General features: G+C 54.7%; 20 protein-coding genes. 5 read left to right on the plus strand and 15 right to left on the minus strand.

Features of this window, described 5'->3' with window-relative positions:
- Positions 1–20: 20 nt before the first annotated feature.
- Positions 21–884 (minus strand): peptidylprolyl isomerase, encoded by an 864-nt coding sequence (locus QZ869_RS06690; protein ID WP_296081344.1) that lies wholly within the window; start codon positions 882–884, stop codon positions 21–23.
- Positions 885–1126: 242 nt separating this feature from the next.
- Here QZ869_RS06690 and secA point away from each other — a divergent pair, with 242 nt between their 5' ends.
- Positions 1127–3844 carry a preprotein translocase subunit SecA gene (secA, locus tag QZ869_RS06695; RefSeq protein ID WP_296081346.1) on the plus strand — a complete coding sequence of 906 codons (2718 nt, stop codon included), beginning with the start codon at positions 1127–1129 and terminating at the stop codon, positions 3842–3844.
- A 129-nt stretch (positions 3845–3973) separates the two neighbouring features.
- On the opposite strand, the gene QZ869_RS06700 is transcribed toward secA, so the two are convergent.
- From QZ869_RS06700 to QZ869_RS06715, 4 genes are all read right to left on the minus strand, one after another.
- Entirely contained in the window at positions 3974–5791 is a 1818-nt protein-coding gene (locus QZ869_RS06700; RefSeq protein ID WP_296103429.1) for an alpha/beta fold hydrolase, read from the minus strand.
- A gap of 72 nt (positions 5792–5863) precedes the next feature.
- Entirely contained in the window at positions 5864–7144 is a 1281-nt protein-coding gene (locus QZ869_RS06705) for a glycosyltransferase (protein ID WP_296103432.1), read from the minus strand.
- 71 nt (positions 7145–7215) lie between these two features.
- A complete protein-coding gene (locus QZ869_RS06710) occupies positions 7216–8286 on the minus strand; it encodes a glycosyltransferase family 1 protein (protein WP_296103434.1) in 1071 nt (356 codons plus the stop codon).
- A complete protein-coding gene (locus tag QZ869_RS06715) occupies positions 8283–9482 on the minus strand; it encodes a glycosyltransferase (protein WP_296099567.1) in 1200 nt (399 codons plus the stop codon). Before QZ869_RS06715 ends, QZ869_RS06710 begins: the two co-directional genes overlap by 4 nt.
- Before the next feature lie 180 nt (positions 9483–9662).
- Between QZ869_RS06715 and QZ869_RS06720 the strand changes: the two genes are divergently transcribed.
- Both QZ869_RS06720 and QZ869_RS06725 read left to right on the plus strand, forming a co-directional pair.
- On the plus strand, positions 9663–10925 hold the full coding sequence (locus QZ869_RS06720; protein WP_296103436.1) for a glycosyltransferase: 1263 nt from the start codon (positions 9663–9665) through the stop codon (positions 10923–10925).
- 149 nt (positions 10926–11074) lie between these two features.
- Positions 11075–12373, plus strand: coding sequence for an O-antigen polymerase (locus QZ869_RS06725; RefSeq protein ID WP_296103439.1), 1299 nt, complete (start codon positions 11075–11077; stop codon positions 12371–12373).
- Between the two features lie 103 nt (positions 12374–12476).
- Here the strand turns inward: QZ869_RS06725 and QZ869_RS06730 are convergent, their stop codons facing one another.
- The 6 genes from QZ869_RS06730 to QZ869_RS06755 form a co-directional block, all read right to left on the minus strand.
- The gene (locus QZ869_RS06730; RefSeq protein ID WP_367115314.1) at positions 12477–13478 is read right to left on the minus strand and encodes a glycosyltransferase family 2 protein; all 1002 of its coding nucleotides are present in this window, start codon (positions 13476–13478) and stop codon (positions 12477–12479) included.
- A gap of 301 nt (positions 13479–13779) precedes the next feature.
- Entirely contained in the window at positions 13780–15444 is a 1665-nt protein-coding gene (locus tag QZ869_RS06735; RefSeq protein ID WP_296103442.1) for a flotillin domain-containing protein, read from the minus strand.
- Positions 15445–15461: 17 nt separating this feature from the next.
- On the minus strand, positions 15462–16082 hold the full coding sequence (locus QZ869_RS06740) for an OB-fold-containig protein (protein WP_296103445.1): 621 nt from the start codon (positions 16080–16082) through the stop codon (positions 15462–15464).
- Positions 16083–16086: 4 nt separating this feature from the next.
- Positions 16087–17223, minus strand: a complete 1137-nt coding sequence (locus QZ869_RS06745; protein ID WP_296103448.1) for a PspA/IM30 family protein — start codon at positions 17221–17223, stop codon at positions 16087–16089.
- Positions 17224–17702: 479 nt separating this feature from the next.
- Positions 17703–19019, minus strand: a complete 1317-nt coding sequence (locus QZ869_RS06750; RefSeq protein WP_296016040.1) for an MFS transporter — start codon at positions 19017–19019, stop codon at positions 17703–17705.
- Positions 19020–19562: 543 nt separating this feature from the next.
- The gene (locus QZ869_RS06755) at positions 19563–19892 is read right to left on the minus strand and encodes a DUF2322 family protein (RefSeq protein ID WP_296081363.1); all 330 of its coding nucleotides are present in this window, start codon (positions 19890–19892) and stop codon (positions 19563–19565) included.
- Positions 19893–20199: 307 nt separating this feature from the next.
- Between QZ869_RS06755 and QZ869_RS06760 the strand changes: the two genes are divergently transcribed.
- On the plus strand, positions 20200–20556 hold the full coding sequence (locus QZ869_RS06760; RefSeq protein ID WP_296039872.1) for a hypothetical protein: 357 nt from the start codon (positions 20200–20202) through the stop codon (positions 20554–20556).
- Positions 20557–21477: 921 nt separating this feature from the next.
- On the opposite strand, the gene QZ869_RS06765 is transcribed toward QZ869_RS06760, so the two are convergent.
- A complete protein-coding gene (locus QZ869_RS06765) occupies positions 21478–21966 on the minus strand; it encodes a glycosyltransferase (protein ID WP_296103450.1) in 489 nt (162 codons plus the stop codon).
- Positions 21963–22358, minus strand: a complete 396-nt coding sequence (locus QZ869_RS06770) for a glucuronosyltransferase (RefSeq protein WP_296103452.1) — start codon at positions 22356–22358, stop codon at positions 21963–21965. Before QZ869_RS06770 ends, QZ869_RS06765 begins: the two co-directional genes overlap by 4 nt.
- 792 nt (positions 22359–23150) lie before the next feature.
- Between QZ869_RS06770 and QZ869_RS06775 the strand changes: the two genes are divergently transcribed.
- Positions 23151–24692, plus strand: coding sequence for a right-handed parallel beta-helix repeat-containing protein (locus tag QZ869_RS06775; RefSeq protein ID WP_296103453.1), 1542 nt, complete (start codon positions 23151–23153; stop codon positions 24690–24692).
- A 245-nt stretch (positions 24693–24937) separates the two neighbouring features.
- On the opposite strand, the gene QZ869_RS06780 is transcribed toward QZ869_RS06775, so the two are convergent.
- Entirely contained in the window at positions 24938–25678 is a 741-nt protein-coding gene (locus QZ869_RS06780) for an Ig-like domain-containing protein (RefSeq protein ID WP_296103455.1), read from the minus strand.
- 791 nt (positions 25679–26469) lie between these two features.
- A complete protein-coding gene (locus tag QZ869_RS06785; RefSeq protein ID WP_296099592.1) occupies positions 26470–26679 on the minus strand; it encodes a KTSC domain-containing protein in 210 nt (69 codons plus the stop codon).
- Positions 26680–26895 lie beyond the last annotated feature (216 nt).

Here is a 26895-nt window from a genome sequence, read left to right on the forward strand (position 1 = left end):
GCCGCCCTGATGTAATACGCTTACTGCTGAAGCTGCTCGTCCTGCTTCTTGGACGCCTCATCATACTCCTTGCGAAGCGTCTCGTCGGAGATTTCGACCTTCTGCTCGGCCTTCTCCTTTTTGATCAGCGCGAAATACTTGTCACGCATCACCAGCTGACGGACCTGCGGCTCGACCTGCTCGAATGCAGGCGGAGGCGTGACCCGCTTGTCTTCGACCTTGATGACGTGGAAGCCGAATTCCGATTTGACCGGCTCCTTGGTATAGGCGCCCTTTTCGAGCTTGAATGCCGCCTCTTCGAATTCCGGAACCATGCGGCCCTTGCCGAACCAACCGAGATCGCCGCCATCGTCCTTATTGGAATCGGTCGACTTCTCCTTCGCCAACGCGGCAAAATCCTTGCCTGCGTCGAGCTGCTTGATCACGTCCTTGGCTTCCTCTTCGGTCGCAACCAGAATGTGAGCGGCCTTGACTTCCTCTTCCTTCGGCAGGGCTGCGACTTCCTTGTCGTAACGTGCCTTCACTTCGGCGTCCGTAATGGAGTCGGCAACGTGCTTGCGGAAATAGGCGCCGTGCAATTCGCGGTCGGAGAGGAAGGCCATGCGCTTCTTGAAGTCGTCGGTCTTGTCCAGTCCTTCGGCAGTCGCCTGCTTGACCAGGAGCTTCACCTCGATGGCGCTGGAAAGAGCAGCGACCTTCTTCTGCTCATCGGGAAGCTGGGCCAGCTGTGAATCGAGGCTGTTCATAGCCAGCTCGAGTTCCGACTGACGAATCTCGAGATCGCCGACCTTGGCGACCACGGCGTCTTCAGCCGCAAAAGCAGGGAGGTGCAGACCAAGACCAGCCACGATCACAGCAGCGGCGATTCTATTGTAGCGCAACATATTGAACCTTTCGGAGACAAAGCCGGCTCCAGACGTGGTTTCCCGGCTGAAAAATCTTCCAAACACCGGAATGTGGCCATTCTGTAACGGGCAGAACCGTTGACATCATTTGCCCCCCCTCTTATCTGTCACGCAATCTCGCGTCCAGATGCGTTTCGGGGTGTCGTTCGTCATTTGTGCGTTATTGCCGATGACGGACAAAAACCGCCCGACGAAACGAAATTTCAGAAAGGGCCAGTTGGATGGTCAGTCTCGGCGGAATCGCCCGCAAATTGTTTGGCTCGTCAAACGATCGTCGCGTTCGTTCCTATCGCTCCAATATCGCTGCCATTGCCGCTCTCGAAGAGCAGACCAAGGCGCTCTCTGATGAGGCGCTCGCGGCAAAGACCGTGGAATTCCGCCAGCAACTCGCCGAAGGCAAAACGCTGGATAGTCTTCTCATCCCGGCTTTCGCCGTTGCGCGTGAGGCTTCGCGCCGCGTGCTCGGCATGCGCCCCTTCGACGTTCAGTTGACCGGTGGCATGATCCTGAACGAGGGCGCCATTGCCGAGATGAAGACCGGTGAAGGTAAGACGCTGGTGGCGACGCTTGCCGTTTATCTCAATGCGCTTGCCGGCAAGGGCGTGCATGTGGTGACCGTCAACGACTACCTCGCCAAGCGTGACGCCAGCATCATGGGACGCCTTTATGGCTTCCTCGGCCTGACCACCGGCGTGATCGTTCATGGTCTGGACGACGACGAGCGCCGCGCGGCTTACGCCTGCGATATCACCTATGCGACGAACAACGAGCTCGGCTTCGATTATCTTCGCGACAATATGAAGTACGACAAGGCGCAGATGGTCCAGCGCGGCCACAACTACGCCATTGTGGACGAAGTCGACTCAATTCTCGTTGACGAAGCGCGCACGCCGCTGATCATTTCCGGCCCGCTGGATGACCGCTCCGATCTCTACAACACGATCGACGCCTTCATCCCGATGCTGACACCAGACGATTACGAAATCGATGAGAAACAGCGCTCGGCAAACTTCTCCGAGGAAGGCACAGAGAAACTCGAAAATCTTCTGCGCCAGGCAGGACTTCTCAAGGGTGAATCGCTCTATGACGTCGAAAACGTCGCGATCGTTCACCACATCAACAATGCACTGAAGGCCCACAAGCTCTTCCAGCGCGACAAGGACTATATCGTCCGCAATGGTGAGATCGTCATCATCGACGAGTTCACCGGCCGAATGATGCCGGGCCGCCGTTATTCCGAAGGTCAGCACCAGGCGCTTGAAGCCAAGGAAAAGGTGCAGATCCAGCCGGAAAACCAGACGCTGTCTTCCGTCACCTTCCAAAACTATTTCCGCATGTACTCAAAGCTTGCTGGCATGACCGGTACGGCCTCAACGGAAGCGGAAGAATTCAACAATATTTACGGCCTCGACGTGGTCGAAGTTCCGACCAACCTGCCTATTCAGCGTATCGACGAAGACGACGAGGTCTACCGGACCGGCGAAGAAAAGTTCAAGGCGATCATCGAAGAGATACGTGCAGCGCATGAGCGCAATCAGCCGGTTCTCGTCGGCACCACCTCGATCGAAAAGTCCGAACTGCTTGCGACCATGCTGCGCCAGACCGGGTTTGAGAACTTCCAGGTTCTGAACGCTCGCTACCATGAGCAGGAAGCCTACATCGTCTCGCAGGCGGGCGTGCCGGGTGCTGTGACCATCGCGACCAACATGGCCGGCCGTGGTACGGATATTCAGCTCGGCGGCAATGTCGACATGCGCCTTGAGCGCGAGCTGGAGGGCATGGAGCCTGGACCGGAGCGCGATGCCAAGGAGCAGGCGATCCGCGAAGAGATCAAGGTTCTGAAGGAAAAGGCGCTTGCGGGTGGAGGTCTATACGTCATCGCTACCGAGCGCCACGAAAGCCGCCGTATCGACAACCAGCTGCGTGGCCGTTCCGGTCGCCAGGGTGACCCAGGACGCTCCAAGTTCTACTTGTCGCTCCAGGACGACCTGATGCGCATTTTCGGCTCCGACCGTATGGATTCGATGCTGCAGAAGCTTGGCCTGAAAGAGGGCGAAGCAATCGTCCATCCGTGGATCAACAAGGCTCTTGAGCGCGCACAGAAGAAGGTTGAAGCCCGTAACTTCGAAACGCGTAAGAACCTGTTGAAATATGACGACGTCTTGAACGATCAGCGTAAGGTCATTTTCGAACAGCGCCTCGAACTGATGGAAGCCGACAATATCGGCGAAACCGCAGCCGATATGCGCAACGAAGTGATCGAAGCTCTCGTCGGCAAGCACATTCCTGAAAATGCCTACGCGGAACAGTGGGATATCGAAGGTCTGAAGGCTGGCGTTCAGCAGTCCCTCAATCTGGACCTGCCGCTCGATGACTGGGCCAAGGAAGAGGGAATTGCCGAAGACGATATTCTTCAGCGCATCACCGAGGCTGCGGACAAGGTCATGGCCGACAAGGCCGAACGTTTCGGCCCTGAAGTCATGACCTATGTCGAACGCTCGGTTATTCTGCAGACGATCGATCATCTGTGGCGCGAACACATCGTCAACCTCGACCACCTGCGTTCCGTCGTCGGCTTCCGTGGATATGCACAGCGCGACCCGCTTCAAGAATACAAGGCTGAAGCCTTCGAGCTTTTCCAGGCCTTGCTCGCCAACCTGCGTGAAGCGGTCACTGCCCAGCTGATGCGCGTGGAACTTATGGTTGACACACCTGCGCCAGCCGAACTGCCGGAAATGACGGCGCATCACCTCGATCCCGTCACTGGCGAAGACGAGTTTGCCATCGCTTCAGCCGCCGGTGCCGACATCTATGTACCGCCGGAGCAGCGCAATCCGAACGATCCTGCCACATGGGGCAAGGTCGGTCGCAACGAGGCGTGCCCTTGTGGTTCCGGCAAGAAATACAAGCACTGCCACGGCGTGTTCGAACAGGCCTGAATTTTTCAAGTATAAGATACAAAGCGCGGTACCCGATGGTCATCGGGTGCCGCGCTTTTTTATTCGTCTCGAGGATAAATCGATGGGGTCGCTGCGGCGCGCGATGTCAGGAAAAATCCCACCAAGCCCTCAAGCTTGCGGCTGGAACTGAAGCGCAAGGATCATGAGTTCGCGGGTCCATTCCCTGCGCGCCTCAGCCGTCGTGAGGTTGTGGTCCGCATCCGAAATGAGAACGATTTTCGGATCGCCATATTGACCACTCAACAAACGTGCTCCAGCACCGAAATTACTCTCCAGCATGCTCATGCCGACGTCACCTTGAGTGTAGATCAGCGTCACCTTTGTTTGGTTGGCGCGAAGGGAGGCAAAATCGTCATTGAGAGAACGGTGGCGCTTGGAAAAATACGGATATTTCACTGCAAGCGGCGTGAGGAATGCCAAGGCCTTCTTGAGGAGCGTGACGCTGAGATTGAATAGACCACGGAAAACACGCACCTCCCCCTTGAGAACGCGCTTCCACAGCGATCCGCTGAGAAGCTTCGAGCCATAGCCGGACAGCGATTGCCGCGTGGAACGTAGGAAGTCATCCACGTTGATGTCTTCCGGGATGTAGAAATCGAAGGCATTGACTGGCACGATACCGCTGACGCGCTTATCCATCACGCCGCTCTTGAATGCAGTCCAGGCGCCACTGCAACGACCGCTGACGACGACAGGGAGAAGCTTTTCCTGCTCGAGAAAGTCGATGGCAGCGCTTACGTCCCTTAGCTGATCTTTACGATACAGCACTTGCTCGGGCGCACCCGGCACGCAAGGGCTGTCGGCCACATTTGCCATATCAAACCGGAATGATGCGATCCCATCGCGGGCAAGCTCTCGGCAAAGTTGCGCGGAAATCCGGCCCCAGCCGGACATGCGCTCATAACCGGTCGGCACGACGATCACCGTCGCGCCGCGTCGCTGGCAAAGAGGCTCGCAGAGAATGCCGTAAAGACGGTCCTTTTCGCCAAACCGCACTGGTCTTTCTCGAAACCCATCGCCAGCCAATGGTTGGGCAGGAGGTACGCTTGAACTTTGAGCCCTCTGCGCCAGCACGGTTTCGGCAGCATACTTCGATGCAACTTGCACCGACCAACGCGTGATTGATTCAATGGCTTTCTTCGACGGAACGGAAAACAGCACGTCGCGCACGAACTCATTGTAGTTTGGAAAGACCTCTGCATGAACAGTTACTCCGAGCTTCGAAAGGTGCAACTCAAACTGCGCATCCGCCGGGCGATTGTTCTGTTTCAAGAGGAGGAACTCGGAAGAAGGCGCCTCGGCGGGAGACGATATGTTGAGCGCTCGAAGCCTCTTCGCCACGGCGTCTGGAAAAACCTGCTCGCCCATCGCAGGGCCCGAGGACGGCACCTTATGCTGCAAGGCGTCCGGATTGGCCACACGGCTCAAGGCCGCAAACTCGCGAAGCCAGTTGCGCCCGGAAAGAGCCGGGGCAGCCATCGCAAGCCCCGCCACGTTTTCCAAAGTTTCAGCAGCCTTCCATGCCAGCAGACCGCCAAGCCCGTGACCGACGAGGATAAGATGACGAGCCTCGGATAGTTCTCTAAGAGTCGATGCCGCCATATGAATGCTGTCGAGCCAAGTATCGAGGCCGTGTTTTTCATCAAGCGGATCGAGCGCATCGCCTGTGCCGGGATAATCGAACCGCATGCTCGCTAAGCCCTGGCTTGCCAGGTCGGCGGCCAGCAAACGCCAGAACTTGCGCGCACAGAGCTCTTCGAACCCCCACGAACTCAGGAACAGAACAGCCACATCCGCGGAGTTCATGTTCGATGCAGCATCTGGTGGCCTGTAAAGGCCGACGGTATTGGCGAATGTGACAGGATGGTCAGCAGATGCCTGCTCTGCCGACGAAGATCTATCGGCCAACGAAAAACCGGCATTCATGGTCGACTTCCCTTATTTCACCACCTCATCAGCGCTAAAATCGAACAATCGGCTGAAGAAATCCTGAAGCACCTATGGTTTTTCTTGAGCAACATTTACAAATGCTTGCATGTGATGAGCGATAGGTCTTTGCGTCTTCAGAAGAAGCGCATTCAATCTTTCGTAATAGCGTGAGTCTTCTGCCGTACCCTTGAAGTTGCGAATACCTGGAAACAGATGATCGCGCTCAGCCCACCATGTTTGGTGGCCGATGGATAATGCCTTTTCCATCTTATCCGATAGCGCGTCTGGAATGCCCGGATCATAACACCAACCGGTGCTCATCTCTTCGACGATCTCCGGCGTTCCACCGAGCCGGGTCGCAATTACGGGCACACCATACACAGCAGCCTCGATCAAGATGAGACTTTGTGGCTCCCGCCAGTGAGAAGGAAGCACGATCGCGTCCGCCACACCATAGACATCCTCGGGAGGTCTGAACCCCAAAAAGGTGATGGGCGCATCGGCTGCAATGGAGCGCAGGTGAGCGACGTAGTCGTCGCGCCCCCGGCCGGCAACGATCAACCGGGCGGAATTCCTGTTCGGCATGGTGACGAAGGCGCGTATCAGGTCTTCGATACCCTTCTCTTCCGCCAGCGCACCGAGATAGCCGAAGGTGAAGACATCGCTCCTGGCCTCGTCGCGACCTATGAGCGATTGGTGGAGCCTGGCTTTGCTTATGTTCTCATTTCTAAGGACATGCCACGTTGCCTTGTCGAGAACGCCCGCACGCAGGTAGCTTTGCTTCAAGGCGTCGCTGACGGCAATCACGGTCATGCCGTCACCTTCGGACTTCAACCTCGATGTCAGGACGCGGCACTTGAAGCAGGGACTTTCACAATTCCCCGTAGCTTTGAACATGCTCGATTTGGGACAAATCAGCGCGTAATCATGCAGATGCAAGCACATGGGAATATTGAGCTCACGGCTAGCCTCGAAGAGTGCCGGCTGCATGCGCGCGCAATTATGCGCATAAATCAAATCGACCTGCTCACGCTTCAATATCTCTTTGACGTCCCTCGCTGAGACGGCGCCTACGGATGCCTTGATGTGCCAGCGGGCTTTTTCCAATCGACCAACGGAAGGCTTTTTGTGTTCGGGCAGATAGCTGTTACGCCAGTTTACCCGAACCACCCGAATACCGTCATCACCGACGCGTTCACCCGTGGGCATCAGCCTGTCACCGCGCTTACCAAGCGAGAGCACGAAAACATCGTGATGGCGCGACAACTCCTGGGCGCTCATACGCGCGACGATCTCTGCGCCGCCCTCTTCCTGGGGCGCGAATGTCTGGGATACGATACAGATCCGCATCGACTAGTTCACTTTCTTTAGACCGCCTCTTAAGGGCGATCCACTATTGCATGCCTGTATCTTTAATTTATTTAAAGCTGCCCAATAATATCGACGAGCCGCTTTGCACTCATATCCCAGGAAAACCCGGCTGCGCGTCGATAGCCTTTTTCAATCATCGATACGCGACCTTCAGGGTTTTGCATTAACTCGTCCACAGCCCTCACCATGTCCTCAGGCCGCAGCGGATCGAAGAACAGGGCGGCATCGCCGCACACTTCCCGAGCGGGGGCAATATTGGAAGACAGCACCGGACAACCGAGGAACATCGCCTCAAGCGGCGGGATGCCGAAACCCTCGTAAAGGCTGGGAAAGAAGAGAGCCGTCGCACGGGAATAAAGCGCAGCGATTTCCTCGTCGGACAGGCGTCCGGTGAAAATCACCTTCTCATCCTCCGGCCTTGCGAAATCGGTCCCGGCCTGAAAAACGCTTGAGGCAACGGCTCCAACAACGACGAACTTTGGCGCTCGAGGCCCCATCATGCGGATCGCCTCGATCGCGCGACCAATATTCTTGTTCGGTGTCGGCGAGCCAACAAACAGAAGAAAAGGCTGCTCGTCCAGCCCCAGCCGCGCAATCACTGACTCGTCCTTTCCGATCGCCGCCATGTGCTCGCTGCTATTGTGGACAACGGCGACGTCCCTCGCGCCAATGGTGGCCTCCAACTCCCGCTTGGAGAAATCGGACACGGTGGCAATCCTGCCCCGACGCGCCAAGACGCGCCCTAGCGTGCCGTGCGCCATGCGATACTTGCGGGAAAAGTTTTCGGGCGTGCGAAAGATCATTGCATCGTGAATGACGGTGACCGCGCGTGGATGCAGGACGGGACCGCTGTTGCAAAGGTTCAGGAGTTTGCCCCGTCGCGCCGCTGCATAAAGGTTCGTCTGCTCCCAGACATGACCGGAAAGGCCACCCACGGTCCGTTGCTCGATGGTCTGTAGCGGCAGTTCCTCCACAACGCCTTCCGGCGTCAGGATAATCCAGTCGTCCGTTGCTGCTTGCTCAGCAAGCCGCTTGTCGAGCGCCGTAACGATCGCTCTGGCAAACCGTTGAACCCCGCTCGTCTTTTGCGTCAGAAAGCGGCCATTGATGAAGACGGTCATACGAGAACACGCTCTCCGGCGGTTTCTTTTCTCAAAACCTCGTCATAAAGGGCGATCAGCTCATCATTCATTCTGTCGCTCTGATATCGTGCGTGGAAACGTCGATACCCGGCTAACCCCATATCCCGCCAGCCTGCAGCATCCTGCCCGAGAATTGCTTCGGCCAAAGCCGCGCTGTCGCCGGACGGAAACAAAAAGCCGGTTTGTCCGTGCCGGACGATCTGACGAAGGCCGCCGACGGCGGATGCGATGACAGGCTTTTTCGCACGCATGGCTTCCAGCGCGACGAGACCGAAGCCCTCCCAGCGCGATGGCATGACGACCACATCGCATGCGGCAAGATATCCGGCAATTTCCATCGGGGATTTCCAGCCGAGAAGCTCGACATTGTCGGGAACAAACGAGACCGCATTCTGCTCGCTCTTTGTCGTGACCGTCGCGCCGATCACTTTGAAGCTCGCCCTACCTTCAAGCGTGGCCGCGGATTTCAACAGAATATCGACGCCCTTTTGACGATCGAGACGTCCGACGAACAGAACCTTGGTGATCGGATCCTTCCATTCGGCAGGAACCGCGACAGGATTTTTCCGCGACAATCCGTTTTCGATCACCACCATGCGGCTCGGCGAGATGCCGATTTCAACGCCCCTGTCATATTCGTGCTGGGAGATGGCAACGATCTTCTGGCAAAATGGCGCAAGCAATCGCTCACCCCATCGTGCAACCAGACGCAAAGGCCCGAGTGTCTCCATGTCGAACGACCAGCCATGCGCGCAATAGATGATGGGCGGGAAACGCCTGCTGAGCGCGCCGATGGCGCGCGTGACCGCACCTGCGAAGGTTGAATGGGCATGCACCACATCCGGACGGAACGATTTCACCTCGGCCATTACCGCACGCGCCAGCGCGGGAAGCGATTTGTAGCGTCCCTGTCTCTTGAAGGTTATGATACACGAGGATGGTATGTTCTGCACATGCGAAAGATGGGCATCGGGCACGAGGACACGGACATTCTTCGCGCCGTATTTGGCGATCTGGTGAGGCACGACTTCATTCAGATAGGTTGCTGGCCCGCCCGGTAGCGTTTCAAAGACGTGCAGAACCCTCATTTCCTCTTCCCCTGGACGACCGCCTTTGGCGCGGATGCGCAGTTTCTTGACGTTGGTCGTCCAACTGTTAAGTAAAACAGAATTCATCAATTCGCCACCGCTTTGCCGGACACGCCTCCCTCACATCGTGAAAGAAAGGAGCCGGTGATAGATGACGCGACTGTAACGCGGCTTTCTCAACGAACGTTTATTCAACATATTTAAAGAGTTATTTGCGATTTAGTTTCAATCGTAACGAACACTTCCCAACGGAGAGGGACAACGCGTGTGAAAATCTGCATCGTGTCGCAGACTTTTGCCCCCCAGGAAGAGGGCGGCGCCGAGATGTCGGCACGCGCCGGAGCGATCGAACTCGCCAAGAAACACGACGTAACGGTCCTCGCACTCGGAAAAGAGGGCGACCCGCTGGTGCCGCCCGGAGAAACAAGACTGGCGAGCAACATCCGCGTCGTCCGGCTCCCCTGGAAGAACAGTTACCTCCCAGGTCCTCGCAAGCCTTCGGTCAGTGTTGCGCATCGTGCCCGCTGGCACCTGCGAACAGCGCTCGGTGCGCTCTGCGTAAAGGGGTTGACGCAGTTCTTCAAGAACGAGAACTTCAATCTCATTTATGCGCAAAACTCGTCTTCCATGCAGCCCGCTCTGTTTCATGCGGCCGAAGATGCGAGTATTCCCGTCTGCCTTCACCTGCGCGACTATGCGATGCTCTGTCCCAAGACCAGCATGTTTCGCAGAGAGGACAATTGCGAAAAGCCTTGCCTCGATTGCAGCCTCATCAACCGTCGCCTGAAAATGCAGGGCGAGGGAATGACGGTGATTGCCGTCAGTCACTTCGTTAAGCAGCGCTTTCTCGAAAACGGAGTTCTTTCAAAAGCTGACTGGCACGTGATGCATAACAAGAACACACCACTCCATTCCTTCGACAAGAGCGTCATCGGGCGAAGCAGACCCGCAGACCAAACTTTTACGTTCGGCTATCTGGGAGCCTTGGCAAAAGAAAAGGGAGTTGCCGATCTCGTCGGAGCTTTCAACGGCCTGCCCTCGGGAGCAAAGGCGCGTCTGGTTATCGCCGGTCGCGGACGTTCTGGAGAGGAAGACTGTCTCAAACGTCTCGCATCCTCGCGAAATATTGAGTTTCGCGGCTTCGTCACGCCGCAGGAAATTTACCGCATCGCCGATGCAATCGTCGTTCCTTCGCTATGGCACGAACCACAAAGCCGGATTCTGGTCGAAGCAGCCGTCTACGGCGTTCCGGTGATCGGCACCAACCGTGGCGGAACGCCTGAAATCCTTGAGGAGGGGCGAACTGGCTGGTGCTATGACCCTCACAAGCGTGGTGCTCTTTTGAACATGCTTGAAAAGGCGGTGTCGATCGGGCCAGAGCAGTGGTGGCAAAGGCGTGACGAACTCTTTCCGGGCATTGCCGGCTTCGATGGCACGGCGGAACAATCTGGATATTACGACAGGCTGGAACAAATCCTCACCCAGATTGCTATGGGCACGGTGACGCGTGAAAACGCCATGCGGTCTTGACGAGATGCGTTCTGCCGCAGCTCTCCCGAACATGGTCAACAATATCTTAAGAGATTGCGGGCATGTTGAGGTCAACGACGTAGCCTGAACCGTGAACACAGGTTCAACTGGCCGCCACTCAGTGCCAGACACGTGAACAAGGTTTGGAAATGTCCAATCTCGCCTGGCTCATCCTCATTCTCGGCTGGCTGATCTTTCTCATCTATTACGTCAGCTCCTTCTTCAAATGGGGCGTCCTGACCTTATCGTCCTACTTCTGGCTCCGTTACACCGTTCTACCGGTACTCATCATGCCGATCTTCGCCGGATCGGACAAGAATATGGAAGCGGTTGGCAATGCGCTTTTTGTCATCCGTCAGCATATAGACCAAGCGTTCTTTCTTTCGGTTCTCGGCGTCGTATTCCTGATCGTCGGCATTGCTCTTGCGGCCTTCAGTTCCGGTAGAAGCTATCTCTTTGACTTTATCGAGAGCGGCTACTCTTTCTGGCAGACACGGACCGGAGCGTGGCTGTCATTTCTAATCATTCTCTTGGCGACGGCGGGCCTCTTCGGTCTCGGAGTACGCCCATTCGAGGGGCGGGAATTTGCTTTCGAGAACCCGTCGATCCGTCCAGTCATCAATCTCTACTCCGTCATCCTGCCCACTACGGCGATCAGCCTGCTTGTCTACGGTTTCGGTCGCGGTCGCCTGTTTATCGCCATGGGTGTTTTCTGCAGTGCGTTTGGTCTGATGATCGGCACGCGTGGAGCCAGCATCGAGGCTCTTTTCGCCTTTGTCATTTGCGTCATCATCGCCTACCGCTATAGAAACCTTCTGGTGTTCGGTCTCTCGGCAACTGCCTTCATCCTCGTGGCAATTGGCATTGGCATATTGCGCTCAAGCGCGGACGGGCAGGTAGGACCGGGCCTGCTCGACAGCCTCACGGCTCAAATCTTCTACGGTAACAACTTCTCCGACTTTCGAGACTACGCTTGGATTTTGAGCGGTTTCAAAGGGCAGTTCTATCACGGCATGACCTATCTTGCCGGCTATACCGCGCTCATACCAGCCTCGATCAGCGAGTTTAGAAACGATTACCGAACCGGCGTCATCACCACCACGCTTGCAGGCCTCGACCCGGAGTTTCATGCGGGTCTGCGACCGACGCTCTTTGGCGAGGCCTATCTGAATTTCGGTATTCCCGGTGTGATCTTTGCCGCGACTTTGTTCGGCTTCTATTTCGGCAAGCTTCATTTGTGGGTTCACACCGGCCTGCCGCGCAATGCGCTCGGTGTACGCCGCGTGGCCTGCGGCTACATCGCGTTTCTCTTCATGTTCAATACGGTCTTCACGCCAAGCTTCTACTATGTCTACGTCGTGACGGCGTGGCTGATCGGCGGTCTTGTTCTATCCTGGCTTCTGACCGTTCCAGACCGATCGAATGAGGAAAAGCTTCCCTCCAGCTAGAGTTGGCTCACAAGCCATCGCTCAGGCGCTGCCGGTCGGGATTTACGCCTTAAAGCAGAGGATGGAGAGTTATCGGCGTACGCCCCATTCTGTCGGCCAACGTCTAGCCTCGCTGAATATACGCCTCGAGAACATCCTTGATCACTCTAATATCGTTATCGAGCTTGTCGATCTTGCTCATCATCTCCTGCTGGTTTGCCAGCAAAACCTGATGGGAGGCTATGGTAAGCTCGCTGAGATTTCGCCTTGCCTCTTCCGTATCGCGAACCAATCCCATCACAATGCCGATGTTATCGGGATTGTGGTTGAGATTCTGTCGGAGAAGCGCATTTCTGTAAATCGTATTATAGAGAAAATGAGCCGGAAGAGATTTTGTGACCGTGTTGTTGTAATGGCCGACATCGTGCCGGCGAATGTGGTGGTTCGCCAGTGCTTCAGGTGTCAAAGCTATATCGGCAATCTGTAACGCGCGCAGATTGAGGTCCCAGTCTTCGATCACCGGAAGGTTTTCGTTGAAGTAGCCAATGCGCTCGCAAACATTTCGTCTCAAGACCAGCGCGATCGGCGGGATTTCGGGCCTTCGCAGAACATCGAGGAAATCGAGAGCGGATCCGTCGTAGCCTTTGACCGTCGATCCAACCCCGATGACGTCGGTCCCGTTTATCACTTCATCGATCTGGTTCCACTTGCTCAAAAATCCTCCAAACCGCCAGTTCTCCGGATCGAGGAGAAAAGAGGTTGCGGACGCCAGAAAAGCGGGATGCCAGCTGTCATCATCATCATGGATCACGAGAAAAGGGAGATGCCCCAGGCGAGCGCCCTTGTTGGCTGCGGCACTGGTGCCGAGATTTGTTGGATTATGAACGACCGTCAATCTGTCCGAGCGGATCTGCACCATGAAGTCGGCCAGCAGCGCCTCTATGGTCTCGACGGAACCGCCATCATTGATGAGATGAATGTGCCAGTTTTCGTATTCCTGGTCGAGAACGCTTCTGAGAGCTCTCCTTAGCAACAACGGCCTGTCTTTGGTTCGTATGACAACATCAACGCCGTCTCTGCGAGAGTCATCTCGAATTTTTTCCATGCTGTTTGGAAACATGTTCATCGACAGAATCGTCCTCGGAAAGATTGGCGGATTTTCCAGCCGTTTGGGACTCGCATCTCGATATCCGCGACAATCATGCTGGTATGTCGATACAGGATTATTGAGGAAGCCTTGTGTGAGGCTGTAACCCTATCCGGCTTGACAATCGCACACCGAGGAGAGCGCAAAGCATGCCGCCGCCAAGATGGCAGGCAAGCCGAACGGGTTCTGCGATGCGCCCGATCAGCCCAGCCTCGGCTCCTGGCACATGCCGGGTGGCAACCGGTTTCAGGCGAATGTTGCCAGCCAACGATCAATCAATTCACTCTTTGACGTCCTTCTGGCGTTCCTTCTGCAGATTTCCAAGCAGTGAGGAAACAGCGTTCTCACCTTCGAAGCCTGCCTCTTTCAGCAGCTGGTCGACGATCGGCTTGTTTGCCTGATAGGCCAGAAGCTGGCCGGCCAGCCCCTCGCCGAAACCGATATTGCCCGTGGAACCGGCCTCCCCGCCACGGCCAAGCATGCCGCCGGTATCGAAGATGCGGATATCGGAAATTTTCTCGATCGGCTTGACCGCCTCGGCGAGCGCCTGGGGAATGATCCGGATCCGTTCGCGCAGGATTTCGTATTCGATAATGGCGGAGCTGAGCTTGTTTCGCGCTTCATTGAGCAAAGCCTCGCTCTCTGCCGTGGCCTTGCCGGTTTCCAGCACGCCTTTGGCCTTGATAATCGCGGCTTCCGCTTCGGCTGTCGCGAGCGTCTTGATGGCATCGGCCTGGTCGATCGCGGCCTGTTTTTCCGCTTCGGCACCGACCTTGATGGCCGTCGCGTCCGTTTCGGCCGTCTTGCGCGCGTCAATAATGGCGATCTGTCTTTCGCGTTCGGCGATTTCCACCGCTTTCGCAGTGCCGACTTTTTCTTCCGCGGCAATTGCCAAGGCGCGCGCCGTTTCAGCGGATGCCTTGGCCTCCGATTCCTGCCGGCTCTTATTGGCAACCGCGATCGCGCTTTCCTGGGTCACAATCTGAAGGTCGCGGCGCGCCTCAGTCTCGCGCTGCTGCACGGCACGGGTGGCGTCGATGTTGGCGCTCTCGCGGGCCTGCTTAGCCAGAGCTTCACGCTCCGCAATTGCCTGCTCCGCAGCAATTCGCGCCTCCTCCTCTGCACGCTTGGCGGCCTGCTCCTGCTGGGCCGTTTCCGCGCGCGTGGCAGCGGACTTGTTGGCGATATCGCGCTCCTGGTTGAGTTCGGCTTCACGTTTCGTGCGCTCGATCAACAGGGATTGCTGGCGCGCCTCGAGATCCTTCTGTGCGATCGCAACTTCCGTATCGCGGACAATCTCGTTTCGCTCCTTCTTGCGGCCCTCAGTGATGCGCGTGAGCGCTGCCAAGCCGTGCGCATCGAAGAAATTATTGGCGTTGAAATGTTTGATATCGGTCTGGTCAAGACGTGTAAGAGAGACGGATTCAAGTTCGAGACCGTTGGATTGCAGGTCGGCTCCGACCGCCTCCTGTACCGCTTTGACGAAATCCATACGCTGCTCCTGCAGAGCATCCAGCGTCATCGTGGCAGCCACGGAACGCAGGCCGTCGACGAACTTCGCTTCAATCAGCACACGCAGCTGCTCTGCGTCGTTGGTTCTGTCGCCAAGCGTCTGAGCGGCAAGCGCGATCGACGACGCGTCCGGTTTGACGCGAACATAGAATTCCGCGCCGATGTCCACACGCATGCGGTCTTTGGTAATAAGGGCGTCGCCTTCGCCACGCCGAACCTCAAGCCGGAGCGTCTTCAAATTGACCCGCGCAGTGGAGTGGAAGATCGGCAGCACAAGCGAGCCGCCGTCCAGAACCACTTTCTGGCCGCCCAAGCCCGTGCGAACATAGGCTTCGTCGCGGCTGGATCGCCTGTAGAGCGATGCCAGAACAAAACCGACGCCAAGGACGAGGACGACACCTATCGCTGCTGGCACCAAAAGATCGTAAAACATGCGAGCTCCTTAGAATGCTATGAAGTCTGCGGTACGTCGAGATCGGACGGCACCGGGATGGCAATGAAAATGTCGGAGTTGCGATCGACGAGAAGGACTTGGGCTCCTATGGCGATCGGGGCTTCCTCGGCGGCAGCTTTGGCACGCAAGACATGCCAGTTGCCGTATCGATCCTTCAACCGCACGCGCCCTGGCAAAGCCTGATCAAGAGGGCCGACCGTCACCTCCGCAGTCCGGCCGACGAGGTCTGCCAGATCGACTGCATAGCTCTCGTCGCGGGGAACGAGGCGAGCGACCCATCTGCTTGCAACGCGGATGGTCGGCACGGATCCTGCAAGGGCGGTCGGGATCGCGATGAGGGCGGGAAGCGGAGTCCAGATGGCACTCGCAACCGCCTGCAAACCGAAGCCGGTCATGGCGAAAATGCCGAGGATGATCATCAACAGAATGAGCACCGGCACCCCGCCGACATTCAGCCAGGACATCAGCCCGGCCATATCGTCCGGCCAAGCCTTGTCGACCACCTCACCCAATGAAAAGCCTATCAGCAGACAGGCCATTTCGATCACGGTCAATGCAATCAACATCACCGCCGCGATGGCAAAAGGCAGCGAATGAGGAGCAAGAAAGAGCTCCATGATGTCAGCTCTGCCCGGTCTTGAATTTTGCAAGTCTTGCTGCGATCGCCTGCTCGCGGTGCAGCCGGTCAAGCTCGTCGAGTTCGGCGCTATTGCCTGCATCGCTCCCGCCTGGCACGCCCGTGACGCGGGATACTGCAGAAACGGCCCGGCTAACATTTTCCATGGAGCCGGCCTTGGCGCCAGACGGCCCGGCACCGGTGGGAAATTGAGCGCTACTCCGCTTCAAGTCTGCGAGTCTCGCCTCCGCCTCACGGCGCGCGGCGAGAATGGCCTGAAGCGCCTGCTGACCTTCGGCCAGTTGATCATGGGCATCGCTCAACGCCTTGTCCAGTGCCGCAAGCTGGGATTCAAGATCGATCTGACGCGCCACCCCAGCCTTGGCAAGGTCATCGCGATCCGAGGCTATGGCCGTGCGAATCTTGTCGTCCAGCAACTTCAAGTCCTGATCGATCTCACCGCGCCGTCGGAGAATGCGGTACTCTTCCGCCTTCACCTTGCCGAGATCGAGGCGCGCCTCATCGGCAGCCTGATCGATTTCTCTCAAGGCCTGCTCCACCACCACGATCTTGTTCGCGCCTTCAGCCATATCGACGGCATTGTTCGCAAGACCGGCAATCAGACGCCCCATACGGGAGAGAATGCTTTCATTCGCTGTCATGGTGTCCTCCGTTTGACAGGCGCGCGTATCGACGCCGATTTCGATCTGATAACAATCATCGCGCACAACGAGTTGAGCGTTGAAGAGGTCTAGACTGCCGCGAGAATAGCCCAGTACCTCGTAATGAACCGCGTGACGTCCTCTCACGGTGGCGATGGTCAGGGTCGAAGGGCCTTTGATCGCGAATAGCTTTTCATCAAGCGGCAGTGCATCGATGCTAGCTGGACGCACGCGCGCCGAGGCGAAATCACGAAGACCGAGTGAGACGAGCCGCGCGGGCAGACCTGTCGCTATCCGAATTTTCTCATAGGCAAGATCGTGCAAGGCCACGAGATTCGCACCAGACTTCCCGCGCGTCAGCTCATCCAGCATCGTCATCATCGCGGCATAGGCCGACAAAGTGTCGCAAAGCGCCTGCTGGGCATCCTCGTCAGGCATGAGCCTGTAATGCATGATGGATGAGTGGGACGGATGAGCCATGAACGAAACTATAAAGCACTACTTTGGTGACTTCAAGAATAATACGGTCTGAAGTTGCATTTTATGGTCGAGCTAAACCAAAGGAATTCTAAATGAGCGGAATTCGTTGCGCCACAAGAAAAATCCAACCCGCTACCCGGTGGTTGCAGATGCGCATTGAAGCTTATTGTCTCGTTCAAGAGTATGAAAGAGATCGTGTCTTGCGCATTGGAAGTAAGGAATGGCCCCACCCGCTGAGGCGAATTTCCGCCTCCGAAGAAAGCGCGCAAACGGGGCGGTCTCCGGCTAATGCCTGTCCTATACGATGAGAGCGCCCCAGATAGTACGACGGGAGGGTGAATGACCGCAGTACGCTTTGCGGGTGACGATATGAACATCATGGAGGCGGCGTCAGTGTGTACCCGCTGACCGCCTATTCACCGCTCCCAAAATCATGGCGGCCCAAACAGCCACCACGATTAGTTTTTGAGTGATAAGCGTCAGGAGCGCGGCGGCAGAATTGGGAGGGGCTCTGCGCGGCCGACGATGAAGGCGTAGGAGAAAGCGCCAACCAGCGCCATGCCTGCTGCCATCATGAAGGACGGCGTGTAGCTTCCGCCGAACATGTCCAGCAGATAACCGAAGAGCAGCGGGCTGATGATGCCCGCGATATTCGAGGCAAAGTTCTGGATGCCGCCGATAGAGGCAACGTGGCGTGAGCTTGGCGCCACGTCAGCTGGCAAGGACCATATGCCCGTCGCCGCGATGGCAAGGCTGCTGTAGGAAATCGCGAGGAAAAACAGTGCCATATAGAGCGATTGCGTCAACGAAGCCGGCAGAATGGCCGCGCCGCCAAGCATACCCCCAACCATGATGATCTTGCGCACCGTGGTGACATTGGCGCCGTTGCGGATTGCTCGGTCGGCAAGCGCACCTGCGATCCAAGCTGTGACGACGGCCGAGAGACCCGGCAGCATTCCGTAAAGACCCAGTTCAGCCAGGTTGAGACCACGGGCGGTTTTCAGATAGCTCGGGAACCAGGTCAGGAAGAAATAGATGACGAAGTTCAGGCAGAAAAAGCCGATCATCATGCCCCATATGGTGCGGTATCTGAACAGATCCACCCACTTGATCTTGGCAGCTTCCGGATCGTCATTCTCGACCGTTCGCCCACCATTTTCGATGATGTAGCGCCGCTCGAGATCGTTAGCGCGGGAGTGCTCAGTGGGATCGCGGTAGCTGACATACCAGAAGAAAGCCCAAATGATACCGACTGCTCCGAGGATGATGAAGGAGTAGTGCCAGGTCGCAACGGCAATGATGGCAGTGACGATAGGAAGAGCAAGCACCGTTCCCACGCGAGAGCCGGAATCGATCACCGCAGTCGCAAAGGCTCTTTCGCTTTTCGGGAACCAGCGCGACGCCGCTTTCGTGGCAGAGGGATAAGCCGGGGCCTCACCAGCGCCAAGTGCGAAACGAACTGCGAAGAAGGTCCAGAAGCTATTTGCCAGAGGTGTTAGCGCCGTGAAGACCGACCACCATATGGCAGCAAGCGAAAAGGTTTTGCGCGCGCCAAGCTTATCGGTGATCCAACCGGCAAATAGCATCATGCCGTCATAGGCCCAGAAAAATGCGCCCAGGATCAGGCCTTTTTCCGTGTTGGTGAGATTTAGACCAAGCTCCTGATCGATAAAGGGAAGAGCGACGCTCATATTGGCTCGATCGAGATAATTGATCGAAATACCAACGAAGCACATGAAAAGAATAAAGTAACGAACCTTCGTGGCCCCCGCGGGCGCACTCTTTGGGTTTATCATGACATTGAACCTCCCTGGCATGATTTGCTGGCTTGTCTCGACCTCGCGTGAATGCCTCCTCCCCTTAGTCGGGCATTGGCACTGCTTCTGTCGAAAGACTGAAGCCCCTGGCTTGAAGCGTGACGTGAAGACGAAACCGCACAACGCGATTTAGTTCTATTCACTTATCAATTAAACTTCCACCAGTAAATAGTGCCGCAACACACGGCCAGTCATCGGCGGCAACCGCTTCCTAAGCGGGAAATGATGAGTCCAAGTGGGCTTGCGGGCGCCGCGGTAGGACGGTCGTTCACCCGCGTCGGCATCGCACAGGAGATCAAGCAAGAAGTTTGGAATTTTCGCGGCGGACATCACTTAAGGGAAGGGTCTGGTCCACTTGGAGGCGTTACCGGCAAGTTCCAACGAGCTTGCGCCAAGCAACGCACCCAAAGCCGCACGTGGCCGCAACTTGCCACTACCCCTGCGAGGGATGATTGAATGAAAGCCGGAAAACGACATGCCCCGTTTGACGCCCAGCTCTCGTGTACGGGCTGCCCATCTCTGTCAGCGCGCTACGAGCTCGATAGTCAATGGAGCCGCACCGCCAATAATATCCAGCAAGCGGTCGATATTGGGATGAGCGCCCGGACGCTCTTTAGCGTCGGCGGTATGCTCGGCGAAAATCGCAAGGCCATGGCTCGCCGCGTCCCGGTTGAGCGTGCCGAAGCATTGCTGGAGATATTGGTAAACTGCCAGCGAGCCCTGTTTGCCTGGCTGATTTTCGATGGACGCAACAATCTTGCCGTCGGCGCCAACAAGATTGATACGATCAAGGCTTTCGATCGACGGCAACTGTTGCAGGTTTTCCTTGAAGGATGCGGCGGGCTGGATCATGGCGAACTCCTGATGTCATGTCAGTCTTGCGCCGGATTTATCAGCTTCATGTCTTGGTCGCTACCCACAGCATCGGGACTCGAATCGGAATCACCAATCGAGGAAAGCACGATAGTTGGTCCAGACAGACAGTGCGTCCTCTATGCGTCCAACTGGACGCGCTGCGCTCGAAGTCCGGCCAGCAATCCAAATGAAGCCGCTCGTGATTTTTGCCGATCGACAAATCGGTCGTTGCCTCTGGCAGGGCAAGCGCTATCATCAAGCCTCTGTTCATCATTGGCTTTGGGAGGAGAGATAGATGAGACGGATGTGGCCTGAGGAGTTTTCGTTTCTGCTGGACAATGCCGAAGAGGTTAACCTGCACATTCCGCCTGCGGAGGGCAGCACCTCCAGAGAGCCGGTTTCTAGAAAGGCCCTGCGGGCCCGTATAACGCAGGACGACTTCGAGAAAATCTGGCATCTGGCAGAGGCGCGTTACCGGCTGAATGGGGAACGGACCGGCGAGGCAATTACGTTGATTACCAACAACCCGCACTACCAACAGTGGCACCCTTCCGATGGGGGTAGCGTTGACAGCGTTTCCGACAGCGGCAAAACGATCACGACGCGTTATGTCACGGTCCATTTCCTGCTGGATGACGTGAGAGAACCGGTCGAAGCATAGAAAACAGATCAGTTTTGTCTGCAACGCGATAGGAATCAAAGCGGCTTTTGCCAAGCGGCTTTGATTGTTTCTCGCCGGCTGCCAAGCTACTCTCCCCCGTCCAGGAGTTCGATAACGTGGAAGACTAAGATGCGCCCATCAAGACAGTTTCGTTGTGTACTAGCCGGGGTGATAACCTGTCTCGAAATGATATCCTCCGATGACCGGCACCGAATAAGATTAGATTAATTTGAGAGGCGAAAAAAAAGAGTTTTCAGTTTTTCACTTTTTATTCTTTCCGTTAATCTTTCTTTCATCACGTCTGAGCAAATCATCGCATTCAGGCGCCCGTTACCGCCGCCACTCTCCTGTTTTTAAGTCTATGGCAACCTCTATTGGCCAAGTTCTCCTGGTCCAGGAGGGTTACATGACTTATCGAAGCAAAATTTGGATACTGAGTGTCGTCGTCTCGCTGTCTGTCTGGTCAGCAGGAATTCACGGCGTGGCACGATTGACTCAAAATACCGGTGAGCCCCTCCCTGATATGCTGAAGACTGCCAGCACGCGATAAAATATAAATTTCGAGCTGAAGCAAATACGCTCTATGTCGGCTGAACGGATCCGCAGTATCTTTTTCGCGGATTTTGATGCTCTTTCGAAGACGCAAGGGGCGAGTATTCCCGTCAAAAAGGCATGAATTTGAGTGCAGCCTGGCAACGGGCGATATGTTCAAATGTCACATTCGGGTCGGCGTCGGCCGCTTCGCCTTACACAAGCCTACCCACTCTAGGACCGCTAGCACCGGCCGAACGGAATGCCGCACGGAAAGACAGTAATGATCGGCGTTTATGGTTGCCCTGGTATCGTCTGCTCTTCAAGATCTAGCCCCGGATAGAGCAAAAGCCGAGCACGACGCAAGTTGGACCCGCGTTAAGCCCCCGCTCAGCGAGAGAGGATGCTGCGCGTGAAACCTTTGATTCCGTTTACCAGTTGCGCTCTATCCGCCGAAACGACACCGTGTAGAGGCACATCAAGAGCGGGAGCGGACAAAATGTCAAAAAGCGTTTCAAGCTCCGAAGCGACGTAAATCCCCTGCTTGTTTTTAAGCTGCGCGCATGTTGCAAGTTGATGGTCGTTGCGGTGCTCTCCGAACTTCGCCAATCGCGGAACGATGACGATCGGCTTTCCGTGTTTACGGGACGAGAGCACGGTGCCTATCCCGGCGTGGGAAAGGATAATCCGTGCAGAACGAAACTTTCCATCAAACTCGGTCGGACGCATGGTCCGACAATACTCGAAGTTCTTTGGCTCATACTCCGCCTTACTGCCGATCTGACCGAAAATCGGCTCATCGAGCCGAAGCGCCAGTTCGTCAACCGCCCTCACCAACCGATCAAAAGGTAACTGAGTGCCGATCGTCAGGAGGATCATAGAACACTCCCGAAATATTTCGGGCCTCTGTCGCTGGCAAGATGGCTCCATTGCGTCAACCAAAGGTCGGCAATCTTGCCCGCAAGCTTGCCGCTCAGCGACAGTTTTTCGGAGTTCGCGACGCTATCCAGCCAGATGGTCTTCGCGCCGAACAACTTTCCAAGAGCCAGTGCAATGATGCCCGGCGCAGCGCCAGTCGATATGATGATATCAGGGCGCTCTTTTCGAATGACCCGAAGCACATCGAGAGCGCATCGCACATTCTGCATCATGTTGTCGCGGTTGCAATCCGTGACGATGTAGGCAGGTGAGACACCTGACTTCTCGGCAAGCCCCTCGATCGTGTTGGCATACGCAAATGTTGCGTTTTCGAAAGACTCGAGAACCAACATAAGCTGCTCCCAGTGTCCGCCACCCGAAGAAATTGCCAATACATGGAGTTTTTCAGCGTTACGTTTCAACGAAAATCACCCATCTCAAAAGGAATGTATCCAATTGCTGCCCACTCGCCCCATCTCAAATTCAAGGCGAGACTTAAACTCACCTATAGCTCAAGATATTTCTCAACATCGCGTGCAAGCCACTGAGTCTTCGCTAAGTCTAATTTTCACGCGGAGATTCAAGTTCTCGTATTTCTTGGTCTTTATAAAAAACAGATTCCTGAAAGATATTCAAGATCAGAACATCGTTATAGAAAAAATCACCAGATGTTTTCATTTATATTAATCTATACTAATTAAGTGAATGCGAATAATACAAACGGTCCCCGCCTGATGGCGCAGCGAATGTTGGCGCGCACGCTGCTTTGCTGTGCTCGGGTCAAAAGATAAATTTCAGCGGCGTGCAAAATATAAACCCCCACAGCAGTATAAATAAACAGATAAAATATCTATACATTCTCAAACTCGATAACCATTAACACCGAAATGCACTTTTATTCCGATGGATAAAATAATTAATTCGATATCAAAATATTTCCGCATGACCTATCGTGGCGAAATCTATAAATAAGAAAATCAGATTTAGAAATATTTGTAATTATCGATTATATCTCTCAATTTTACTGGCCTGGCTTTATGATTTTAACAAATTTAGGCTTGTGTAAAATACAATTTATTTTTTTTACTGTGCCGAAATCGGCCCTTGCGATGATGTTCCCATAAACGCGAGCAAGGGCGGCATCAATGAAAACCTATTATGTCAATTCCGAAACCGGTTCCGACGCAAATGCAGGCACATCGGCAGGTAGCGCCCTCGCCTCTCTGGCAGCTGTAAACAACCTCAAACTGAAAGCGGGCGACGTCGTTCTGTTCAGCGCCGGCACCGAATATCACGGTCAACTCGATATCAAGTACTCAGGAACAGTAGAAAAGCCCATAACCTTCGGCAGTTACGGCTCTGGCGAACCGCCAGTCCTTTCCGGCGGCTCCGTGGGCATCTACGGCTCCAAAACATCCAACATAGTCATTGAAAATCTGGCGATCGAGAAGACAGCGGGCAACGCAGTTTATGCCGGTAGCGCCAGCAATTGGACCCTCAACAATGTCACGGTCACCGATACTGGCACGCCATCCAAGGCGGGCTCAATCAGTTTCCAAAGCAGCAGCAACATCACCATCACGAATAGCCACATTTCCGGCACCACTGGCGATGGCGTTTGGATGCTCAACGTCAAGGGCGCGGTGCTGACTGGCAATTCAATCGGCCAGGCAAAGGGTCATAATGCCGACGCGGTCCAGATCAATGGCAGCAGTGATATCGTCGTCAAAAACAACGTACTGGATATGACGGGGGAGAATGGCAGTGCGAAGGGCGTTCTTGTTATCGCCGACGCGAAAACCGCCCTGATCGAGGGAAACACCGTCGTAGGTGGCGGCTTCGGCATCAGCGCCATGGGACAGAACATAACGATTAAGAATAACGACATTTCTGACTATAAGGGCTACAGCTGGTCTTACGGGATCGGCCTTGGGCAAACGGTTGATGCTAAGAACTACGTGATTAGCGGCAATCACATTCATGACGGTGTCTGGGGTGTCGCAGTGACCGCGGCAGGCACAGACAAACTTGTCCGCAGCGGCATTGAAATTTCGGGCAACCACTTCGACGACTTGAGCGAAGCAGCGCTGAAAGTAGATCGTCCTGCAAGCGGCAGTTTTCACGGAAATGAGATCACCGAGACCGTCAGTCGAGATATCTATATTTCAACCCCGATCAAGAGTTCCGGCACATTTCTAACGACGGCGAGTCAGGTGCTTGTCCCGGTCAAGGTCGAGCTTCCCCCCGCACTCGTCATCGCAAAAGCGGATGCGATAACCGTACCGGTCCCAAGCCAGGCTCCGACAACGGCACCGTCTAAAGCCATCGTCGCAGTAAACGACGTGCTAAAATTTAGTGACGCCCATCATCTGTCTCTTTCCGGCAATGTTCTCGCCAACGATCATTCGGATAATGATGTGCTATCCCTCCGCAATCTCAATGGCACATCGTTCAAGAACGGGTCTACAATGAACATTGAGGGGAAATACGGAGTTCTACATATTGAAAGTGATGGTGACTACAGCTTTACGGTCAAGACCGATCGCATCGACCATCTCTCCGGCACTCTTAAAGAATCTTTCCAGTATAAGGTTTCGAATGGCAGTGTTCTGGATACCGGATATATTTCAATCGAGATCAATGCCGATCACATAACGAAGTCGATCGCAGCAGACCAATTTATATAGCTAAAGGCTAATATCACCGGCCATTGTTGATGCGCCTCCTCAGTCTGTACGTACTGGCAGAAACAACACTTTAGTGCGCACACTTGAAAAAAAGAGCCCGCCATAAAATGGCGGGCTCTTGCCCAATTTCCCTTCAATACACTTCAGAAATTCGAACGACCTAAAGTTGGGCCCACGATCTCTGAATTGTAAATATCATACCTCGTTCACAAGGGATAATCCCTGTTCACTAGGCAATGGTGGCGTCAAACACCAACCGGCTCGCCGTGAGGGGGAATGGAAATCTTCAAGACGCCGACATCGGTTGTCTGGGAGTTCGGGAACTCGCCAAATGCGTCGTCGTAAACACGGAACTGGAAAGTTTCACTTGCGGCTTCAGTCAGACCCTTGCCGAGATCATTCAGATCATAGGTATATGTACCATCGCGCTGGATGTGCAGATCACCATAGTGACCAGAAACGACGGTTGAGCCATCCGGCTGGACGAACTTGAAATTGTAGTCGTTCGGGTTTGCTGTCAAAAGATTTTCAGCGCCAGCACGGCTGACGGAAACGTAACCCTCAGCGGTCAGGTCACCGCTCACAGAGTTGCCGTTGACCGATACGGACTGATCGACGGCCACAGGCTTCGTGTGTTCCGGCTTGATGGTGATGACGAGGTAATCGTAGTCGGTCTGCTTGCTGCTATCGGAAATCTTGTATCCTACTCTCTCGACAAAGCCTTCGGCAGGTACCGGGCCGATGTCTGCCTTGAGGGTATATGTATAATTGCCGTTCGGGCTAACTTTGAAGGTGCCATAGGTGCCTTCGATGATGGTGACCTGATCAAGGCCCTGCTTCGCGCCAACGCTAACGCCGTTCAAAGAGCGAAGGAAAATTTGACCATTGTCGGTGGAGTCGTTCGCCGTAATGTTACCAGAAATCGTTGCATCAGGGTCATTGATATAGATGGTATCGTAGTCGGTTGTTGCTACAGGCTTCGCCATAATAATCTCTCCATGAGGCCATTTTTTATAAAAGTCCGGCAATTTTTAATGCCAGTTAACTTCTTATTCACCATCTATCGGAGGTTACTAAATGTCAATACCAAACTGAAGAAACAAAGCTAAACTCTACTCGATTTCCTGACTATTTCTGGTTTATTCATTAACCGACATTAGCTAAATAGCGGACATACATTAGAATAATCTAACAATTATCCGAATAATATTCTTCAACCCTACCACAGATCCGCTTAAGAGGGGAAAAGATGTGCCATTTTGGGAAAATTAGTTTTCGACTAATTCCACACCGGTTAGAGGCCATGAGCTGTTCTTGGCAATTACCAAGATCATCGTCTTTTCTAGAAATATAGCGATTTCCAATAAATTTCTATACTGTCTTTTACTGACATAATATATCGTCGCAGTTTTCTGATTGCGACTACTGCGTTAACAATATTTGATAACCCTAATGATACAACCTGAGATTATTTCGGCTGGAATTACTGGGATCGGGATTTCCATGGCCGTCGCTAAGCGGCTTTTACGTAAGATACTATGATATAAGTCTTATCGCCTCTGCCGTTGACACTGGCCAATAGGCAGATTCATTGGCAGCAGTAGTCGACCACAATAAATCCAAAGTACTCGTCAGTGGATTTTCGCCTGCAGTCTACTATAGCTGGTGGTCAGTTCATTTATCACCCGAGCGGCAATGCCGCTTGGTTGATCAGGATGGATTGATCCAACCCAACACCGCGAACTGGATTTATATGAATGAAGTTGGCGACTATGCCTCATGCAGCGAGAGGCTGAAAACGCCGCCGAATTCGGGCAATGTAATAATTGCCGGGGGACTCTGACTCGCACATGGCGATGACCTCCGCTTCAGGCACTCCGGTGAATCGACGCTCATCACCACTGTGGAAGCGAATACGCAACTGCCCGTCTTCCTGACTAAAATACACTTCTTTTACGATTCGAGAGTTGACCGATAGATTTTGCATTTTTCTCTCCATTATCATTTTTATTTTTATGAGAGCCTAAGCAAAAACTCGAAAATTACCGTGAAAAGAACTGGTTATTGCAATCTAAAGCCAAATATTCAATTTTGGCGCATATTGCACCAGCATTATCGACGCGAAGACCTTATCGTAACATCGGCCTGACGAACGTTGTATAAGACGCATGAGCTGTTGCTTGCGATCATCCGAAGTTACTAT

The sequence above is a fragment of the uncultured Agrobacterium sp. genome, assembly GCF_913777885.1.
Lineage (GTDB): Bacteria > Pseudomonadota > Alphaproteobacteria > Rhizobiales > Rhizobiaceae > Agrobacterium.

Excerpts from the sequence above, each read along its gene's own strand:
- QZ869_RS06740 (WP_296103445.1), bottom strand. The coding sequence starts at position 16,082 with ATGGAGCTCTTTCTTGCTCCTCATTCGCTGCCTTTTGCCATCGCGGCG.
- QZ869_RS06745 (WP_296103448.1), bottom strand. The coding sequence starts at position 17,223 with ATGGCTCATCCGTCCCACTCATCCATCATGCATTACAGGCTCATGCCT.
- QZ869_RS06735 (WP_296103442.1), bottom strand. The coding sequence starts at position 15,444 with ATGTTTTACGATCTTTTGGTGCCAGCAGCGATAGGTGTCGTCCTCGTC.
- QZ869_RS06700 (WP_296103429.1), bottom strand. The coding sequence starts at position 5,791 with ATGAATGCCGGTTTTTCGTTGGCCGATAGATCTTCGTCGGCAGAGCAG.
- QZ869_RS06715 (WP_296099567.1), bottom strand. The coding sequence starts at position 9,482 with ATGAATTCTGTTTTACTTAACAGTTGGACGACCAACGTCAAGAAACTG.
- QZ869_RS06690 (WP_296081344.1), bottom strand. The coding sequence starts at position 884 with ATGTTGCGCTACAATAGAATCGCCGCTGCTGTGATCGTGGCTGGTCTT.
- QZ869_RS06770 (WP_296103452.1), bottom strand. The coding sequence starts at position 22,358 with ATGTTGGTTCTCGAGTCTTTCGAAAACGCAACATTTGCGTATGCCAAC.
- QZ869_RS06760 (WP_296039872.1), top strand. The coding sequence starts at position 20,200 with ATGTGGCCTGAGGAGTTTTCGTTTCTGCTGGACAATGCCGAAGAGGTT.
- QZ869_RS06775 (WP_296103453.1), top strand. The coding sequence starts at position 23,151 with ATGAAAACCTATTATGTCAATTCCGAAACCGGTTCCGACGCAAATGCA.
- QZ869_RS06750 (WP_296016040.1), bottom strand. The coding sequence starts at position 19,019 with ATGATAAACCCAAAGAGTGCGCCCGCGGGGGCCACGAAGGTTCGTTAC.
- secA (WP_296081346.1), top strand. The coding sequence starts at position 1,127 with ATGGTCAGTCTCGGCGGAATCGCCCGCAAATTGTTTGGCTCGTCAAAC.
- QZ869_RS06785 (WP_296099592.1), bottom strand. The coding sequence starts at position 26,679 with ATGCAAAATCTATCGGTCAACTCTCGAATCGTAAAAGAAGTGTATTTT.
- QZ869_RS06755 (WP_296081363.1), bottom strand. The coding sequence starts at position 19,892 with ATGATCCAGCCCGCCGCATCCTTCAAGGAAAACCTGCAACAGTTGCCG.
- QZ869_RS06780 (WP_296103455.1), bottom strand. The coding sequence starts at position 25,678 with ATGGCGAAGCCTGTAGCAACAACCGACTACGATACCATCTATATCAAT.
- QZ869_RS06765 (WP_296103450.1), bottom strand. The coding sequence starts at position 21,966 with ATGATCCTCCTGACGATCGGCACTCAGTTACCTTTTGATCGGTTGGTG.
- QZ869_RS06705 (WP_296103432.1), bottom strand. The coding sequence starts at position 7,144 with ATGCGGATCTGTATCGTATCCCAGACATTCGCGCCCCAGGAAGAGGGC.
- QZ869_RS06730 (WP_367115314.1), bottom strand. The coding sequence starts at position 13,478 with ATGAACATGTTTCCAAACAGCATGGAAAAAATTCGAGATGACTCTCGC.
- QZ869_RS06710 (WP_296103434.1), bottom strand. The coding sequence starts at position 8,286 with ATGACCGTCTTCATCAATGGCCGCTTTCTGACGCAAAAGACGAGCGGG.
- QZ869_RS06725 (WP_296103439.1), top strand. The coding sequence starts at position 11,075 with ATGTCCAATCTCGCCTGGCTCATCCTCATTCTCGGCTGGCTGATCTTT.